This window comes from Acinetobacter calcoaceticus (assembly GCF_900520355.1).
Lineage (GTDB): Bacteria > Pseudomonadota > Gammaproteobacteria > Pseudomonadales > Moraxellaceae > Acinetobacter > Acinetobacter calcoaceticus_C.
Genome location: NZ_LS999521.1, coordinates 86,593 through 104,310, shown reverse-complemented (window position 1 = coordinate 104,310; position 17,718 = coordinate 86,593). Strand labels below are relative to the sequence as shown.

The window sequence follows — 17,718 nt, the reverse complement described above, 5'->3', positions numbered from 1 at the left end:
ATGTTGTTTTTAAGGCCCAAAATAAGTTTTTTTCAGATTTTTTTATTGCCTTTTTTCTGTGCACGATTTGAGCATAACATCCTTGATTTTATAACTATTCTGCATAAAAAAAGCGCTACTCTGAAGTAGCGCTTAAAGCTTAGCCCTATAGATTAAGCACGGTTTAAATCTTTGTCATGCATACCAAGTAAATACAGCACTCCATCCAAGCCGACACTTGAAATAGCCTGATTTGCATTTTGACGAACTAAAGGTTTAGCACGATAAGCCACACCAAGCCCTGCAATCGCAAGCATTGGCAAATCATTCGCACCATCGCCTACCGCCATGGCTTGTTCTAAAGAAATATCCATTTTATTTGCAAGTTCACGTAATAGCTCAGCTTTACGGGCGCCATCAACAATCGCACCTTTAACTTCACCCGTTACAAAGCCATCTTGTACATCTAAAATGTTGGCATGAACTTCATCGATACCAAGTTTACCTTGTAGATATTCAGCAAAATATTGGAATCCACCCGATAAAATTGCCGTTTTATAACCTAGTGCTTTCAAGGTCGAGATAAGACGTTCAGCACCTTCTGTAATAGTTAAACGCTCTGCAATTTTAGGTAAAACAGCAGCATCCAGTCCTTTTAATAATGCAACACGAGCACGGAAGCTTTGCTGAAAATCAAGTTCACCTTGCATCGCTCTTTCAGTAATTTCAGCAACTTGTGCACCCACCCCTGCTTCAATCGCCAGCTCATCAATAACTTCTTGTTCAATTAATGTTGAGTCCATATCAAAACAAACTAAACGACGGTTACGTCGATAAGCGTTGTCTTCTTGAACAGCAACATCAATGTTTAATTCGCTTGAAAGAAGTAAACATGCTGCACGCATGGCTTGTGCGTCTAAAGTTGGACCACTACTTAAACCAAACTGTACACATGCACGACGTGGGAATGCGCTATCCTTTTCAAAGTCGACACGGCCTGATAAACGGGTTACCGTTTCAATGTTAAAGCCTTGGCTAGACACAATTTGTGTAACTGCTTGTAAGTGTGCAGCAGTAAGTTCAGGTGCTAAAGCCGTGACGATATAACGAGTACGGCCGCCTTCACTTACCCATTGATCGTATTCTGCGCCTGTGATTGGTTTAAAGCGCACTGTTAAGCCAATATCATGTGCTAAAATCAGAATTTCTTTCATTGCCAATGCGGTCGCAGTTTCATTATCAGACGCGACCACAATGCCCAATGTAAGTTGATTATGAATAACAGCCTGACCTACATCCAGTATTTGCAATGAATGTACGGATAGTACTTGCATTAATCGGGTAAACTGGTTTGGTTGGTCTGGTCCTAAAAAGGATATAAGAATGATTTCTCGCATGAATTGACTCTAGTCTGAGTGACAACTATTGTAAGAATCATAATCGAATTTCAATATAATTGCCTTGGAAGTTTAACTTGATTGCGCCTAGACAAGGGCTATTTGCTAGCCTACTGATCGTTAGTTTTGCATTGCATACCTTTTTATTGGTGATTGCAACGACACACCAGCTAAATGAAAACCGTGCGAGTCAAGGTCAGCTCATGACCAGTCAGCTCGTTGCAGACAGCTTATCCGAGCTAGAACCGGCAAATACGGTATCTTTAGCTCTGATTGCCAATCGCTATGCGACCAATCCAAGCGTTGCGTCTATTCGCATTCTTGATGCCAATAAACAAGTGCTGGCAACAAGCGGAATTTCAAAAACTCGCCAAGGTGAGATTTTTGCTCGCGATGCGCTGCAAAATGAAAAGAAAGTGGGCTCTATTGAAATTACGCTTATTCAGCCAAGTATTGGGGAAATTCTGCGTACTCAATGGCTGGCAATCTTAGCTTCTCTGTTTTTGCATGTTTTATTATGGCTTGCCTATCGCGCGATTGCTCGTCCAACCCGTACTGAATATTTGGCACGTATTAATGAAGAAAATCGTTTAAAACATGAAATTCAGCAGTTAACTCAGGCGCTTGCAATCGAAAAACAAAATACGGTGACTTTAGTTGCCCAAGCTCAGCAGCAAGCGAAAGGTAAACCATCGGTTCGCCCACAACCAGAGAAAACTTCAGATTCTAATAACCAACATGTGTTGGCACTTAACATTCAGTTTTATGATCCTAAACAGTTATTAAGCAGTGTTAACCAATCGGTATCGGTCCCGTACTTTAAACTCTGTCAGCTTTTTTTAAACAAGAGTATCGAGTTGTGCGTGAAGCATTACCAATTAAAGTTATCGGACATTGAAGTCGTAAATGAATTTAATGCTGAAGGCGCTACACTTGCGATTTCAACTTCGCATACTCACGCTGTAGAGTGTCTGCTTATGGTTGGAACCGTATTCCAGTTGCTTTCTGACGTTTTATATAAACGTTACCGCGAAGATAAACGCTTTGCTTTGCAAACTCGTAGTGCAACTTGTAATGCTGTAGAAGCTATGCAAATTGATGCGCAAGAGGCTGCTCAACGTTTAGCACAACATCTCCATGCAAAAGAATCTGCTTTATATCTTGAGAATGATCAACTCAAGGCAATTCAAGACAGCTATCAACTTGTTGCAATGCCAAACCCAAGTAATGTCATGACTCGTCATGCCTTTATGATTAATGGCATGAATGCAGAGTGTGCTGAACTTGCTCAAAATATCCGGACGGAGATTTTGATGGGAAAAAAATCAATCCCACAAAATGATAGCCCAAGCAGTGCAGCTTCATAAAAAGTAAGTGTGCACATCAGAACCTAGCCTTTTGGCTAGGTTTTTTTTATTTAAATTCATCGTTTTTATTTTAAATTATTCCATTTTCTTATGATTTATTTGTATAAATAAAGCTGGATCTATTCTTTAGAGTAGCAAATTTGGATAAATCAGAATCATAGGCAAAATTCTCTAAACAGCGTAAACTATGCAAAATTTATTAAATAGAAATTGTCTTACGACAAAAAAAGGTGAAAGCGAATGCCGCTGAGTCGTGTTGAAGATCTTGTCGCCGATATTCGTGCAGGCAAAATGGTTATCTTGATGGATGACGAAGATCGCGAAAATGAAGGTGATCTTGTCATTGCAGCAACGCATGTTCGTCCTGAAGATATTAACTTCATGATTACCCATGCACGTGGTCTAGTTTGCCTAACGTTAAGCCGTGAGCGCTGTAAGCAGTTAAACCTTCCATTGATGGTTGACCAAAATGGTGCTCAGCATAGTACAAATTTTACTTTATCAATCGAAGCCGCTGAAGGTATTACGACTGGTATTTCAGCAGCAGAGCGTGCACATACAATTCAAGCTGCTGTCGCAGCGCATGCAAAGCCAAGTGATATTGTACAACCAGGCCATATTTTCCCATTAATGGCACAACCAGGCGGTGTACTACATCGTGCAGGTCATACCGAAGCGGGCTGTGATTTAACACGCTTAGCGGGTCTTGAACCAGCTTCTGTTATTTGTGAAATCATCAATGAAGATGGCACAATGGCACGCCGTGCAGATTTAGAAATTTTTGCCGAGAAGCATGGCTTAAAAATTGGTACAATTGCGGACTTGATTCACTACCGCATGACCAATGAGCAAACGGTTGAACGCCTGGATCAAAAAACCATTCAAACAGAATATGGTTCATTTGAACTCTATCGTTATCGTGAGATTGGTAACCCGGACATCCATTTGGCTTTAGTCAAAGGCGAGCCAAAAGAAGGTGTTACAACAGTACGTGTACATGGTTTCAGTCCAATTCGTGATTTGCTTAAGCTAAATAAGGCTGATGGTGAACCTGCGTGGAATTTAGACCGTGCACTACAGACAATTGCAGCGAGTGATCGCGGTGTTTTAGTCTGGATCGGGCAAGATCATTTGCAAGACTTGGGACCAGCGTTGGATGATTTAAATAAGCCAAAACCGGTGAAATCCAATGCAGCACTTTCACATCAATATCAAACCATTGGTGTAGGCGCTCAAATTTTGCGTGACTTAGGTGTTGAAAAAATGAAGCTTCTTAGCTCACCATTACGTTTCAATGCCTTATCTGGCTTTAATTTAGAAGTAGTGGAATATGTCACTGCTGATCAAATCACAACGAAATAATCGAGGTTGCTATGGCAATTCGCCGTATTGAAGGTTTATTACATCTCGCAAGCGAAGGTCGTTATGCGATTTTAGTGGGTCGTTTCAACAGTTTTGTTGTTGAACACTTATTGGATGGTGCAATCGACACATTAAAACGTCATGGCGTAAATGAAGATAACATTACTGTTATTCATGCTCCTGGCGCATGGGAACTCCCGATTGTTGCTAAAAAATTAGCTACATCAAACCAGTTTGATGCCATCATCGCACTTGGCGCAGTTATTCGTGGTAGCACACCACACTTTGACTTCGTTGCTGGTGAATGTGCAAAAGGTTTAGGTGTAGTTGCGTTAGAAAGCAGCTTGCCTGTCATCAATGGTGTATTAACTACTGATAGCATTGAGCAAGCCATCGAACGCTCAGGCACAAAAGCAGGTAATAAAGGTAGCGAAGCTGCTTTAACTGCAATTGAAATGGTTAATTTATTAAAGGCAATTTAAAGCATGTCTCAAACACTGCAAGCCGTTTATGCAGCAAAACGCAAAGCACGTCGTTTTGCTGTACAAGGTATTTATGAGTGGCAAATGAGTCACAACCCTGTACACGAAATTGAAGCACGTACACGTGCTGAAAATGCCATGCACAAGGTCGACTTAAACTACTATCACGAACTGTTAACGCAAGTGATTGCACAGCGCGAAGATCTTGATGCATTGTTGATTCCGGTACTTGACCGCGAACTTGATGCACTTGATGGTGTAGAGCTCGCAACCTTACGTTTAGGGGCTTATGAATTACGTGATCATTTAGAAGTACCTTATCGTGTAGTTCTTGATGAAGCCATTGAACTCGCCAAACACTTTGGTGGAGCAGATAGCCATAAATACATTAATGGCGTTTTAGATCGTTTAAGTTCAACACTACGTAGTGCTGAAAAACAACAAGCAAACTAATAGGTTTGAAGTTGATATGGCTGAGTTTTCTATTATTGACCAATACTTTAACAGACAATCTTATACAGATGTCACCTTAGGTATTGGAGATGACTCAGCCTTAGTCACCCCTCCAACAAATCAACAATTGGTGATCTGTGCAGATACACTAGTTGCTGGTCGTCACTTCCCTCTTGATACCTCTCCCCATGCAATTGGCTGGAAAAGTGTAGCTGTCAATCTTTCAGATATTGCTGCCATGGGTGCTAAACCTCATAGTATTTTACTTGCGTTAAGCTTACCTACTATTGACCATGAATGGCTTGAAGGATTCAGTCAGGGAATTCATGACTGCTGTAATCAATTTGGTGTTGCTCTCATTGGTGGAGATACGACTCAAGGTCCACATCTCACCATTACCGTCACGGCCATGGGCTGGATTGAAACCGGACAAGCTGTGTTACGTTCAGGCGCAAAAGTCGGTGACTATGTTTGTGTGAGCGGCCAAGTTGGAGATGCAGCCTATGGTTTACAACACCTAGGACACCCCTTACAACAAAGACTAGACTACCCAACACCACGTTGCCAGCTTGGACAACAGCTAAAAGGTCTTGCTTCTAGCATGATTGATATTTCTGATGGATTAGCCCAAGATTTAGGCCATATTTTAAAAGCCTCACACGTCGGTGCTCGATTATTTTTAGAAAAGTTACCGATTGATTCAACACTACAGCAACTCGAAGAGCAACAGCGTTGGCAATATGCTCTAGCTGGTGGTGATGACTACGAATTATGTTTTACAATAACACCGCAAAATTATGAAAAACTTTTGCAAAAACAACTAGACGTTAAGATTACAATGATTGGACAGATCATTGAGCAAACAAAACTAACTTTTAAGCATTTGGGTGCAGATTACCCATTGCAAATTCATGGATACCAACACTTTGCATAAGCCTCCCATTCATTTTAAAGATATGTCTTGGTTTAACCGCTGTATTGTTTTCTGTGGAGTTGGTTTTGGATCTGGTCTCGCACCTAAAGCACCTGGTACTTTTGGCTCTGCCTTTGCCCTACTCTTCGTTCCGATCTGGTTATCGCTTGGATTTAACTTAAGCTTAATCGCGATGATTATCATGTCATTGGTCGGGATTTATATCTGTGGGCAAACTGCAAAAGTCATAGATGTACACGATGATGGTCGAATTGTGTGGGATGAATTTGCAGGGCAATCTATTACCTTTCTTCCTCTCATTTATTTACAACAAATGAGCTGGATGTGGGTAATCGTCGGCTTCATATTATTTCGAATTTTCGATGTTTGGAAACCTTGGCCTATACGTGTTATTGATCGTCAAGTGCATGGTGGTTTTGGTATTATGCTTGACGATATTATTGCCGGTGTATGGGCTGCTCTTTGTACACTAATTATTATCCATTTGACTTAATCATTAGAGTTATACATGTCAACTACCGTCATTATTCTTGCTGCTGGCAAAGGAACGCGTATGCGTTCTCAGCTTCCTAAAGTACTACAACCTTTAGCGGGTCGCCCATTATTAGGGCATGTCATTCAAACAGCAAAACAATTACAAGCTAAAAATATTATTACAATTTATGGTCATGGTGGTGACCGCGTACAACAAACATTTGCCCAAGAAAATGTTCAATGGGTTGAGCAAGCTGAACAACTGGGTACAGGCCATGCAGTACAAATGACTTTACCCGTACTCCCAAAAGAAGGTGTTTCACTGATTTTATCAGGCGATGTACCATGCATTAATGCAAATACGTTGCAAAAATTATTAGATGCATCGACTCAGACAGGAATTGGCTTAGTTACGCTTACTGTAGATGATGCAACAGGTTATGGCCGTATTGTGCGCCAAGATGGCAAAATTCAAGCCATTGTTGAACATAAAGATGCAAATGAAGCACAACGCCAAATTAAAGAATTCAATACAGGCATTTACTGTGTTAGCAACGCAAAACTTCATGAGTGGTTGCCTAAACTTTCAAATGAAAATGCACAGGGTGAATATTACCTAACTGACATCGTTGCAATGGCAATTGCAGATGGCTTAAAAGTTGCCTCTGTTGAACCAGAGCTTGCTTTTGAAGTTGAAGGGGTTAATGACCGCTTACAACTTGCAGCTTTAGAACGCCAGTTCCAGCAAGAACAAGTCAAAAAGCTCATGCAGCAAGGTGTAATGTTCTTCGATCCTGCACGTTTTGATTTACGTGGCTCTGTAAAAGTTGGACAAGACGTTCGTATTGACATCAATGTTATTATTGAAGGTGAATGTGAGCTTGGTGATTTTGTAGAAATCGGTGCTGGTTGTATTTTAAAGAACACTAAAATTGCAGCAGGTACTAAAGTTCAAGCCTATAGCGTTTTTGATGGTGCAGTTGTAGGTGAAAATGCTCAGATTGGACCATTTGCACGCTTACGCCCAGGGGCGAAATTGGCAAATGAAGTGCATATTGGCAACTTTGTTGAAGTTAAAAACACATCGATCGGATTAGGTAGTAAAGCTAATCATTTCACCTATTTAGGTGATGCCGAAATCGGTGCTGAATCAAATATTGGGGCAGGTACAATTACTTGCAATTATGACGGTGCAAATAAACACAAAACCACTATTGGCGATGCAGTTTTTATCGGTTCTAATAGCTCGCTGGTTGCTCCGGTGACCATTGGGAATGGCGCAACAGTTGGTGCGGGTTCTGTGATTACGAAAGATGTAGCCGAACAAAGTCTCTCCTTTGAACGTGCGCAACAAATTTCAAAAGCAAATTATCAACGTCCCCAAAAGCTTAAAAAATAAGAGGATTGAAGTATGTGTGGTATCGTCGGAGGCGTTGCAGAACGTTGTGTAACCGAGATTTTAATTGAAGGTTTAAAACGTCTTGAATACCGCGGTTATGATTCTGCGGGTGTTGCTTTACTAAATAATCAACAAATTTTACGTGAGCGTCGTGTAGGTAAAGTCATCAATCTTGCAGATGCAGTTGCTGAACACCAACTTACAGGGGCTATCGGCATTGCGCATACACGTTGGGCGACCCATGGTAAGCCAACTGAAAACAATGCTCACCCGCATATGTCTGGTAAGGTTGCTGTCGTACATAACGGTATCATTGAGAACTATCAAGAGCTAAAAGATGACCTACAAGCTTTAGGTTATATCTTCACTTCTCAAACAGATACAGAAGTTGTAGCACACTTAGTTGCTGAAGCTCTAAAAAGCACAGATAGCCTTTTAGAAGCTATTGAAACAGTTGTACCGCAGCTTAAAGGTGCTTACGCGTTAGGTATTATCCATAGCGATTATCCAGATGAACTCATTACTGTACGTGAAGGTTCACCTTTAGTGATTGGCGTAGGTATTGGTGAAAACTTTATTAGTTCAGACCAACTTGCACTTTTACCAGTGACGAACCGCTTTATGTACCTAGAAGAAGGTGATATTGCCCGTCTTACACGTACTTCAATTGAAGTATTTGCAAATGGCGAACGCGTTGAACGTCCAGTGCGAGAGCTTGATGCAACTGTAAGCAGCGCATCAAAAGGTGAATACAAGCACTACATGCTCAAAGAAATTTATGAGCAGCCAGAAGCAATCAAGCAAACAATTTCTCAAGCGCTTGACGGCAACAGCTTACGTGATGATTTCTTGAAAAATGCTGAAGCAGATTTCAATAAAATTCAAAGCGTACAAATCATCGCTTGTGGTACAAGTTACCACTCAGGAATGATTGCGAAATATTGGTTTGAACAACTCATTGGCGTGCCTTGCCAAGTTGAAATCGCGAGTGAATTCCGTTATCGCACCCCTGTAATTGTTGAAAATACACTTTATATTTGTATTTCACAGTCAGGTGAAACAGCCGATACATTAGCTGCGCTACGTGAAACTCAAAAACGTGCGAAAGCAAACAATATCGACATTCAGACTTTAACGATCTGTAACGTTGCAACGTCTTCAATGGTTCGTGAAACTAATCATCACTTATTGACGCTTGCTGGTCCTGAAATTGGTGTTGCATCAACTAAAGCGTTTACGACTCAGCTCGCTGCGCTTATGTTGTTAATCTTGAAAATTGGTCAAGTTAAACAACGTATTAGTCCTGCGCTTACTGAAGAAATTACGCGTGAGCTATGGCACAGCCCGAAAGTTATTCTTGATACCCTCAAAAATGACCCAGAAATTTTGCGTTTGTCTGAATTATTCGTTGAAAAAAATCACTGCTTATTCTTAGGCCGTGGTACGAATTATCCAATCGCATTGGAAGGCGCATTAAAGCTCAAAGAAATTTCATATATTCATGCAGAAGGTTATGCGGCTGGTGAGTTAAAACACGGTCCATTAGCACTCGTTGATAATGAAATGCCAATCGTGATTCTTGCTCCACATGATGAAATGCTTGATAAGCTCAAATCAAATATGGAAGAAGTTCAGGCACGTGGTGGTGAATTATTCGTTTTCGCTGATGAAAATAGCGGAATCAATGAAAAAGACCGTCAGCACGTTGTGCATATTCCAGCAGTAAATGAATGGCTAGCTCCAATTGTTTATAGCGTACCAGTTCAGCTATTGTCTTATCACGTTGCTGTATTACGTGGTACAGACGTTGACCAGCCACGTAACTTGGCTAAGTCAGTAACTGTAGAGTAATTTAAAAAAGCTCATTATTAAGGCATCACCTGCTTTAATAACTGATTGATTAAGCCTGATATGTGTAAGTGCATATCGGGCTTTTTTATTGCATTCATACGGCATAGCCCCTTTCCCGTGAAAGAAAATCGAGTTTAATAATAGAGAAGTCCCCTAGGACCCTGTGTCACAACGGACTTTTTACTTTTGCGCTGATTTAAAGTTTGAGAGATCATTGCGACACAGAGATAAAGGAGCTAAGCGAACTTAGCCCATTTCAGTTTTGTCGCAGCGTTGAATGATGCTAAACATGTTAGGGGCAAAGTCCTGTGGGAGAACAGGACTTTGCAAACTGGTGTGTTTTAAACGCTGTACGGTTTGAGGTGAATACACCTGTGCAAGCTGTTGGCAAATACAATCGCAACTTGCTTGCATGTGTTCACCTGACAAACAAATTCTTTTAAATTCCTGCTGAGCATTGGCATCATCATTTGTAATACCGTAAACACCTACCACAAGGTTTAAAAACAATATAAATTTATGAAGTTTCATATTATTCTCATGATTATTTATATCTTTAAATAAAATAAAAATATTATTCGATTAAATATTAGAATAATTTTTTAAATAACAATTAATCCTCCCACAAAAATAGGAAAATAAAATAATTAAGATTTTAAAATAAAAATAATTTATGAATTTAAAAAATCAGGATATAGAAAACCCAAATTTTAAATAAATAAAATAGTTAAATAAGAGAGAAAATGAGTTTGAATAGTGGCATAGCCAACTCCTTAAAAATGGAGTCCTACCACCAGATCACCGCGAATTAATTTATGGTGGTAGAACGAAAGAGGGTTAGCAGACTGACCTAGCGACCAGCACGCGCGAACGCGTCCCCCTTCCGCCCTACCATAGAGAAAAAGGGGGCACAAAGGTTCCACATGGGAAATACTCAGAAAGTATAACCCATTCGCTAGGATACGGTCTGCTAAAACCGACTGGCAATGTAGGCCAGCAACGAAATATTAATCGGTATAATAAAGAACGTCAATTTATTTTAATGAAAAATTTTAAATATAATAATTTTATTAATATTTAAATAATATTATCCTCCTTATTGCATTTGTAACTTTTAATTAAATTTAAAATATAAACTTTGGTTATATATATTTAGTTAATAAAACAAATTAATCGTTAATTCTAATTTAACAGTTTATATAAATATATACGATGAGAAAAAGCGAGACATAGAAACAACTTATAGAAAGCCCCTACTCCAAAGATGCTATCCCCCATCTCTTACCATCTGTTCGAGAGCTTATTTTCCTACAGCTTTTACAGGTAAATGTTTATCTAAGAAAGCAAAAGACCGTCAATACGTTGTACAGATTTAAAAGTATATTGAGCTTTTTATTGTGCTCATAAAGCTCTAAAGCATAGTTTCTGGCTTTTATTAAGATATTCTAATAAATACATCTAAATCAATAATTTATACACAAAAACCAACAAAAACACTCGGATTTATACATATGAAATTATGGTATAAATCACGCTTCGAAATTTTCTTGATAACTATAAATTTCGACTATTACAAAACTTTCTAATTATAAGGAGTGACTTATCATGGCTAATGGATTCCCAGAAGGAAACTTTAGAATCATTAACAAAGAAACAGGTGCATGTATTTCAAGTCTGTATGGTGGTCAGACACATGGTATGCAAGATGCCGTAACTGCACGTGGTGAAACGGGTCAGTTATCGTACTCTCATACAAATGACCGTGAATTTACGGTACATAACAAGGTTAAAAACATAGAAGAAGAGCTTTGGTATTTTGACAGTCACGCAGACGGCTGGGGTCGTAGAGTGAATATGCTTTATAACAAAGTGACTGATATTCGCTCTAGTTGGGCTCTCGGTGCTCGTGTTGAAACAGATGCGATTGCATATAAATTATTAGATAAAGATTTAGAAAACTTCCTTAATCTTTTACTAAAGCAAGATGAAGAAACACTCGCCCACTTAAAAACCAGTGATTGTCTTGATATTGTTGGTTTATTAGAGACATTTATTCATAGTAACGGCGAAGAAAATATTAAATCCGAACTTGTTGGTAAACTTGATGAGACTAAGCTGAACGAATATTTAAATGCCGTACTCGCTCATGAGTCAATTCGTCGTATTGAGCAAAAGTTCCATGAATATGCTTCCTCTCCTTGGCTCTTTTTAAATATTCCTGAACTTAAAGGTTTGTCTGAAAATCCTTTCGCTCAGCATAACGAACAACTCTATAAAATTATTCTTGCCGCTGTGCAATTAGATGTCTTGGATCAAAAAGATTGGACTACAAGGTCAGAGTTCCGATTGCATTTACGCCATGACAATATCGATGCTCTTCTAAAAAATATGAAGAAAGAGAGCATGATGGAGCTTCATGTAAAAGTATATAAAGAATATGAAAATACTCAAGACCTTAAAAAAGAAGCCGTAAAAGTCCTTCTAGAGCTTAGAAAAACGCTAGATTTACATACGAATGAAAAAAATATGGATACGGTCAAAAAGATTTTAAAGGTAAGCTTAAAATCAAATGAGTCTTTTGAACAACTGCAAACAGCGTTAAACAGTACCAATGGTAAAGAATTAAAACCAGTTAATTGGCACAGTGGCGATGTTTTCTTGCAAGGCGCGGGTCGCCAGTACCAAACTAAATGGGCATTTGAAGATGGTTATATCTTTGTAGAAGGCCAACCAGATGCTGTACTAACACATCTCTGGGGTTCATCTGTAGGTATTAGTCAACGATCTGATGACCCAAAACAGCGCTGGGAATTTAAATAAGTTTAATTTGAGTTAGAACATAAGATGGTAAGAGAAAGCTCTCTTACCATCCTTATAAAATTTATATAGCGATATCTTTTACAGGCAAATGCGTACCTAATAAAGAAAAAGTAACATCCGCAACTTCCAACGGGTCTGAACTGGTCCAAATAATATGATTTCCATCATTTGGACTTTCAGAACTTAACTTATATTGATTGAGCTGCCGAATTAATTGCGCTGTTACAGCCTCCGAAGGCTCAATAATTTGAATATCAGAGCCAACAAGGTTCTGAATCGTATCTGAGACAAACGGATAGTGTGTGCATCCTAAAATAATTGTATCCACTTTTTGTTCGACCAACGGCGCCAAAATATTTTCTAAATAATCCTTAACTTCCGCGGTATGTGCTTTGCCCGTTTCGATTTTTTCGGCTAAGCCAATACAAGGCACCAAAGACACTTTAATATCTTGCGCATACGTTTCAATTAAACTTTTTAAGTTTTTGCCCTTCACTGTGGTGGCAGTTGCCAAGACAGCAATATGCTTACTTTGAGTGATTGCTACTGCGGGTTTTACGGCGGGTTCTATTGCAATAAGTGGCACATTAATTTGTGCTCTAATCGTTTCAATCGCTACAGCCGTCATGGTGTTACAAGCAATCACAATCGCTTTGCATTTACCCTGTGCAACTAGGTTTGAAATTAAATGCGTAGTCCTTGAAACAATCCAGTCGCTTTCTTTGTCTCCATACGGGACATATTTCGAGTCAGCAAAATAGATAATATCTTCATTCGGAAGTGCCTGCCGAATGTGCTTAAAGAGAGACAGCCCACCTAAACCAGAATCAATCATTCCAATCGGGTTATTCTTCTGGTTCATTATTTTTCCAATTTTAAATTCTAAAAGAAACTATATTTTTCATTATTATATTCTGTTTTCTATCTGTTTTTAAATCAGGCCTCTGAAGACCTGACCTAAATTTCGAATTTTATTTTAAGCTGCCGCTTTTTGTTCCTTAATCCAATTTTTAATACGGGCATCCAATATATTTAAAGGCAATGTTCCTGCATTTAAGATCATGTCATGGAATACTTTTATATCAAAACGATCTCCAAGCTCATGCTTAGCTAACTCTCGTAACTCTAAAATTTTAAGTTGCCCCATCTTGTATGCCAATGCTTGGGCAGGAATAGCAATATATCGATCTGTCTCTGCCTGAATATCAGGTTCATCTAAAGCAGAATGTTCTCGCATAAAATCAATCATTTGCTGACGAGTCCATTTTTTATAATGTACTCCAGTGTCAACCACTAACCGACAAGCACGAAATAACTCACTCGATAGTCTTCCATAGTCTGAAAGTGGGTCTTTATAGAAACCAACGTCTTTACCCAGTTGCTCTGCGTAAAGTGCCCATCCTTCAATATAGGCAGTATGATTCGGCTGCTTGCGGAACATTGGCAAATTTGGCAAGTTTTGAGCTATATCAATCTGCATATGATGCCCCGGAATAGCCTCATGATAAGCCGTAGCTTCCATTGATATTTTTGAACGTTCAGAGAAGTCGCCTGTATTCACATACACTTGCCCAGCACGTGAACCATCAGGTGTTCCTTGATGATACTCCGCACCTGCCGCTTCTTTTTCTCGATATTGCTCTACAGGTAAAACTTCGACTTTATTTTTGGGTAATAAACCAAATAGCTTCGGCAACTCTGGTTGCATTTGGGCAATATACCCTCGATAAATCTCTAAAATTTCTTCACGAGACTTTGGGAAAACCGCAGGATTTGTTTTTAAGGATTGTTGGAAACTTTTTAAGTCGCTGAAACCTTGTGCTTTGGCAATTTTAAGCATTTCAGCTTCAATACGAGCAACTTCTTTTAATCCGAGCTGATGAATATTTTCAGGGCTTTCTAACGTTGTCGTATTATTTTCTACATAAAAGCGATAGAGCTCATCTCCTTTTGGTAAGCTCCATATACCCTCGTGTTGTCGTCCATAGGGTAAGTAATCTTTCTGAATAAACGTACCGAGTTTTTGATAGGCAGGCCGAACATTCTGATCTATGGCCTGTAGTATTTCACGGCTTAAACGCTCTTGTTCTGCTTTCGGAATATTATTTGGAAATTGCTTTAATGGAGAAGCAAACACACTGTCCTTCCCTGAAGGAATTGCGATGCTATTAATCTGCTTTGCCACCTTTTCAATTAAATATTTCGGTGGCATTAAGCCATCTTTTTGTCCTTGTTTCGCTAACTGAATACCTTGATCAAGAATAAGAGGGATTTGCTTTAAACGAGCAATATAGTCTTCATATTGCTTCGCATTATCAAAGGGAATCGAACTAATAAACCCCGGAAATTGCAAATGCAGTCCCCACATTTGATTGAAAGGCATCTCATAGAGTTTCAAATCATAATTTTTAAGTGACTCTTTCAACTGATAAATTATTAAATCTTTATTTAATTGATCAGTTGCTGAAAACCCTGTGCTATTAATCGCTTCAAAACGTTTTAAGAAATTTTGAGTACTTTTTTTATCTTTCTCGATCTGATTTTTTGAAAGCTCAGTCCATCGATTGTTGTAGCGTAAATCTCCTAAAATAGTTGCAGTTTCAGGATTATTTTTTAAAGTATATTCCCACTGTTCTTGTAAAAGCTGGTTTAAAGCTTTCACCCGAACAGAGACATTACTATTTGGTTTAGATTGTGATTTTTCGATGGTATTCGTATTAATTTCGGGGGTTGCAGCACCAGAAGAATGAGACATCCAAAATAAAACACTGATACAAGCAAAATGTAAGGTTCTGTTTTTCATTTAATTATCCAGAAATATTTAACAAAGGTTAAAATAAAGACAAAACAAATTACGTGCCAAGCAGCATATAAAATGGTGTAAAAATCGAGTATTTTTTTAACTCAATGATTTTATAAATTAATTTTCTTTTTAATTAAATTATTTATAGTTGCTATCTATATTCCGTATCTGACTTTAATGTATCAGACACTTAAAAAAGTGCACATGAGCGATCTCAGTGCACTTTTGAATTTCTACATTAAAAATTGTTTCTCAAGAAAACAAATATTGATAAACAATATAGGCTGCCAATTTTGCTGTTCTATTGTCTAAATCAAATTTTGGATTGCACTCAGCAATATCTAAAAGTTTAATTTTTCCAGTCTCTTGAATATGCTTAAAAATTGCTTCAAAAGTGGCTAAATCAATTCCTTTAACAGCTGGCGCACTTACTCCAGGGGCAACCGCAGCAGCAAATACATCTAAATCAATCGTAACGTACAAACAGTCTATTTTTTCAATAAAAGCATCAACTGCCGCGAGCACGTTGTTTAGGTTAAAAATATTAACCTCATGATCGCGTAAATATGAACAATTTAGAGCATCGGCCGTATCAAACAAAATTTTAGTATTGGCATGGTTGGCTACCCCAATACATAAATAATTAAACTGTTTTTGATGTTGCTCAGAAAGTCGAGCTGCCTGTAAAAAAGGTGTTCCAGATGTCGCCTGTTCTGCTTCACGCAAATCGAAATGGGCATCGAAGTTAATAATTCCTATTTTTTGTTCAGGCGCATGTGCTTGTACATATTGGAACAGACCACTAAAGCTACCAAATGCAACCTCATGTCCACCACCAAGAACAATTGGTTTTAAACCATTTTGTAGGCTGGTTGCGACTTGCTCAGCCAACTCAGTTTGAGCTTGCTCCAAATTGCCATATTCACAAGTGACCGTACCCAAATCGACAATACTCGCGGGACGATGAATAGGTAAATTGGCAAGCTGGTTACGGATTGCATCTGGCGCATCGGCAGCACCAACTCGGCCTTTGTTACGTTTCACGCCTTCATCAGAGCTAAAACCAATCAGCGCAAAGTCTGCGTGTTGGGTTTTGTTGATAATATGATGAATGCGTTGGTGTGCTTCACCTTCGCCATCATGGCGACCTTGCCATTTAAATGTGTGATTCATGTGACACCGTTTAAAAAATAACTTCTTGTCCATGCTGAATTACTCGCTTAGGTAAATCTCCGCCAAGCCAGTAAACAATTTCAGATGGATGCTCAATATCCCAAGCCACAAAATCCGCGACTTTACCTTGTTCCAAACTGCCATGTGTTTGCTCTAAACCGAGTGCTTGTGCAGCATGAATAGTCACACCTGCCAATGCTTGCTCAGGTGTAAGACGGAATAGCGTGCTGCCCATATTCAGCATTAAACGTAAAGAAAGTGCTGGAGATGTGCCCGGGTTTAAATCGCTCGACAGTGCAATACGCACGCCATGCTTAATGAGACTTTCAACTGGTGGATATTGTGTTTCCCGTAATAGATAAAAGGCGCCCGGCAATAGCACAGCAACCGTGCCCGACTCTGCCATGGCTTTAACATCATCTTCGGTCATGTATTCTAAATGGTCAGCCGACAATGCATGATAACGTGCCGCCAAGCTTGAGCCACCTAGCGATGAGAGCTGCTCGGCATGAAGCTTAACGGGTAGATTCAGTGATTGGGCTGTTTTAAAAACACGTTCGACCTGAGCTGGTGAAAATGCCAGATGCTCACAAAAAGCATCAACAGCATCGACTAAACCTTCAGCATGCAATTTAGGCAGCAGTTCTGTACAGATATGGTCGATATAAGCATCGCTTTGATCTTTGTACTCTGGCGGTAAAGCATGCGCGGCTAAACAAGTACTTTTTACCGTCATTGGCAAGACTTCACTAATTTGACGGATCACACGCAGCATTTTGCGCTCATTTTCGTAATTAAGTCCGTAACCAGACTTAATCTCGATGGTGGTTACACCATCTTGCTGCATACAACGAATGCGTTTAAGTGCCGAATTTAATAATTGTTCTTCGCTTGCTTCACGCGTTGCACGCACTGTACTTGCAATGCCACCACCGCTTGCTGCAATTTCAGCATAGCTCACACCTTGCAAGCGTTTTTCAAACTCAACACTACGGTTGCCACCAAATACACTATGCGTATGACAGTCAATAAACCCTGGGGTTACCCAAGCGCCTTTTAAGTCAACTGTTTCGGAATATGTGTCGGTAGGAAGTTGTTGTTGTTTTCCAATCCACTGAATGAGATGCCCTTCTGTGACAATTGCAGCATCTTCAATGTAAGAATATTGCCCATTTTGCATGGTCGCAATGTGGCAATTTTGCCAAAGTTTTTTCATTAGCCTTT

The 17,718-nt window shown here is 39.3% G+C and carries 14 protein-coding genes and 1 pseudogene; 9 read left to right on the top strand and 6 right to left on the bottom strand.

Translation table 11 applies throughout. The annotated features are described in order from the left end of the window. Positions 1-152: 152 nt before the first annotated feature. Positions 153-1,376 (bottom strand): phosphoserine phosphatase SerB, encoded by a 1,224-nt coding sequence (gene serB, locus AC2117_RS00470; protein WP_042895863.1) that lies wholly within the window; start codon positions 1,374-1,376, stop codon positions 153-155. Positions 1,377-1,435: 59 nt separating this feature from the next. On the opposite strand from serB, the gene AC2117_RS00465 reads away from it, so the two are divergent. The 8 genes from AC2117_RS00465 (at position 1,436) to glmS (ending at position 9,698) form a co-directional block, all read left to right on the top strand. Continuing rightward, positions 1,436-2,743, top strand: coding sequence for a hypothetical protein (locus AC2117_RS00465; RefSeq protein ID WP_133971151.1), 1,308 nt, complete (start codon positions 1,436-1,438; stop codon positions 2,741-2,743). Positions 2,744-2,983: 240 nt separating this feature from the next. Continuing rightward, on the top strand, positions 2,984-4,105 hold the full coding sequence (ribBA, locus tag AC2117_RS00460; RefSeq protein ID WP_003654193.1) for a bifunctional 3,4-dihydroxy-2-butanone-4-phosphate synthase/GTP cyclohydrolase II: 1,122 nt from the start codon (positions 2,984-2,986) through the stop codon (positions 4,103-4,105). A gap of 11 nt (positions 4,106-4,116) precedes the next feature. Next, positions 4,117-4,587, top strand: a complete 471-nt coding sequence (gene ribE / locus AC2117_RS00455) for a 6,7-dimethyl-8-ribityllumazine synthase (protein WP_002119264.1) — start codon at positions 4,117-4,119, stop codon at positions 4,585-4,587. A gap of 3 nt (positions 4,588-4,590) precedes the next feature. After that, positions 4,591-5,040, top strand: a complete 450-nt coding sequence (gene nusB, locus AC2117_RS00450) for a transcription antitermination factor NusB (RefSeq protein ID WP_042895867.1) — start codon at positions 4,591-4,593, stop codon at positions 5,038-5,040. Between the two features lie 16 nt (positions 5,041-5,056). Further along, complete coding sequence (gene thiL / locus AC2117_RS00445; protein ID WP_133971149.1) at positions 5,057-5,974, top strand: thiamine-phosphate kinase; 918 nt, start codon at positions 5,057-5,059, stop codon at positions 5,972-5,974. Then, positions 5,952-6,467, top strand: coding sequence for a phosphatidylglycerophosphatase A (locus tag AC2117_RS00440; RefSeq protein WP_133971147.1), 516 nt, complete (start codon positions 5,952-5,954; stop codon positions 6,465-6,467). Before thiL ends, AC2117_RS00440 begins: the two co-directional genes overlap by 23 nt. Positions 6,468-6,482: 15 nt before the next feature. Next, positions 6,483-7,847, top strand: coding sequence for a bifunctional UDP-N-acetylglucosamine diphosphorylase/glucosamine-1-phosphate N-acetyltransferase GlmU (glmU, locus tag AC2117_RS00435; RefSeq protein ID WP_133971145.1), 1,365 nt, complete (start codon positions 6,483-6,485; stop codon positions 7,845-7,847). A 12-nt stretch (positions 7,848-7,859) separates the two neighbouring features. Continuing rightward, positions 7,860-9,698, top strand: a complete 1,839-nt coding sequence (gene glmS / locus AC2117_RS00430; protein ID WP_133971143.1) for a glutamine--fructose-6-phosphate transaminase (isomerizing) — start codon at positions 7,860-7,862, stop codon at positions 9,696-9,698. A gap of 236 nt (positions 9,699-9,934) precedes the next feature. On the opposite strand, the pseudogene AC2117_RS00425 reads toward glmS, so the two are convergent. Further along, a pseudogene (locus tag AC2117_RS00425) lies at positions 9,935-10,229 on the bottom strand (hypothetical protein). 1,074 nt (positions 10,230-11,303) lie between these two features. Here AC2117_RS00425 and AC2117_RS00420 point away from each other — a divergent pair. Then, positions 11,304-12,518 carry a hypothetical protein gene (locus tag AC2117_RS00420; protein ID WP_133971141.1) on the top strand — a complete coding sequence of 405 codons (1,215 nt, stop codon included), beginning with the start codon at positions 11,304-11,306 and terminating at the stop codon, positions 12,516-12,518. A gap of 61 nt (positions 12,519-12,579) precedes the next feature. On the opposite strand, the gene murI is transcribed toward AC2117_RS00420, so the two are convergent. The 4 genes from murI to hutI all read right to left on the bottom strand — a co-directional run bounded on the left by murI (position 12,580) and on the right by hutI (position 17,710). After that, entirely contained in the window at positions 12,580-13,380 is an 801-nt protein-coding gene (murI, locus tag AC2117_RS00415) for a glutamate racemase (protein ID WP_133971139.1), read from the bottom strand. A gap of 114 nt (positions 13,381-13,494) precedes the next feature. Then, positions 13,495-15,321, bottom strand: coding sequence for a DUF885 domain-containing protein (locus AC2117_RS00410; protein WP_133971136.1), 1,827 nt, complete (start codon positions 15,319-15,321; stop codon positions 13,495-13,497). Between the two features lie 252 nt (positions 15,322-15,573). Next, a complete protein-coding gene (gene hutG, locus AC2117_RS00405) occupies positions 15,574-16,494 on the bottom strand; it encodes a formimidoylglutamase (protein WP_133971134.1) in 921 nt (306 codons plus the stop codon). Between the two features lie 10 nt (positions 16,495-16,504). Continuing rightward, complete coding sequence (hutI, locus tag AC2117_RS00400) at positions 16,505-17,710, bottom strand: imidazolonepropionase (protein ID WP_133971132.1); 1,206 nt, start codon at positions 17,708-17,710, stop codon at positions 16,505-16,507. Between the last annotated feature and the right edge of the window lie 8 nt (positions 17,711-17,718).

What these genes read in the sequence shown, in the direction of transcription:
- serB (WP_042895863.1), bottom strand. Translation starts at nt 1,376, where the DNA reads ATGCGAGAAATCATTCTTATATCCTTTTTAGGACCAGACCAACCAAAC.
- ribBA (WP_003654193.1), top strand. Translation starts at nt 2,984, where the DNA reads ATGCCGCTGAGTCGTGTTGAAGATCTTGTCGCCGATATTCGTGCAGGC.
- ribE (WP_002119264.1), top strand. Translation starts at nt 4,117, where the DNA reads ATGGCAATTCGCCGTATTGAAGGTTTATTACATCTCGCAAGCGAAGGT.
- nusB (WP_042895867.1), top strand. Translation starts at nt 4,591, where the DNA reads ATGTCTCAAACACTGCAAGCCGTTTATGCAGCAAAACGCAAAGCACGT.
- thiL (WP_133971149.1), top strand. Translation starts at nt 5,057, where the DNA reads ATGGCTGAGTTTTCTATTATTGACCAATACTTTAACAGACAATCTTAT.
- AC2117_RS00440 (WP_133971147.1), top strand. Translation starts at nt 5,952, where the DNA reads ATGGATACCAACACTTTGCATAAGCCTCCCATTCATTTTAAAGATATG.
- glmU (WP_133971145.1), top strand. Translation starts at nt 6,483, where the DNA reads ATGTCAACTACCGTCATTATTCTTGCTGCTGGCAAAGGAACGCGTATG.
- glmS (WP_133971143.1), top strand. Translation starts at nt 7,860, where the DNA reads ATGTGTGGTATCGTCGGAGGCGTTGCAGAACGTTGTGTAACCGAGATT.
- AC2117_RS00420 (WP_133971141.1), top strand. Translation starts at nt 11,304, where the DNA reads ATGGCTAATGGATTCCCAGAAGGAAACTTTAGAATCATTAACAAAGAA.
- murI (WP_133971139.1), bottom strand. Translation starts at nt 13,380, where the DNA reads ATGAACCAGAAGAATAACCCGATTGGAATGATTGATTCTGGTTTAGGT.
- AC2117_RS00410 (WP_133971136.1), bottom strand. Translation starts at nt 15,321, where the DNA reads ATGAAAAACAGAACCTTACATTTTGCTTGTATCAGTGTTTTATTTTGG.
- hutG (WP_133971134.1), bottom strand. Translation starts at nt 16,494, where the DNA reads ATGAATCACACATTTAAATGGCAAGGTCGCCATGATGGCGAAGGTGAA.
- hutI (WP_133971132.1), bottom strand. Translation starts at nt 17,710, where the DNA reads ATGAAAAAACTTTGGCAAAATTGCCACATTGCGACCATGCAAAATGGG.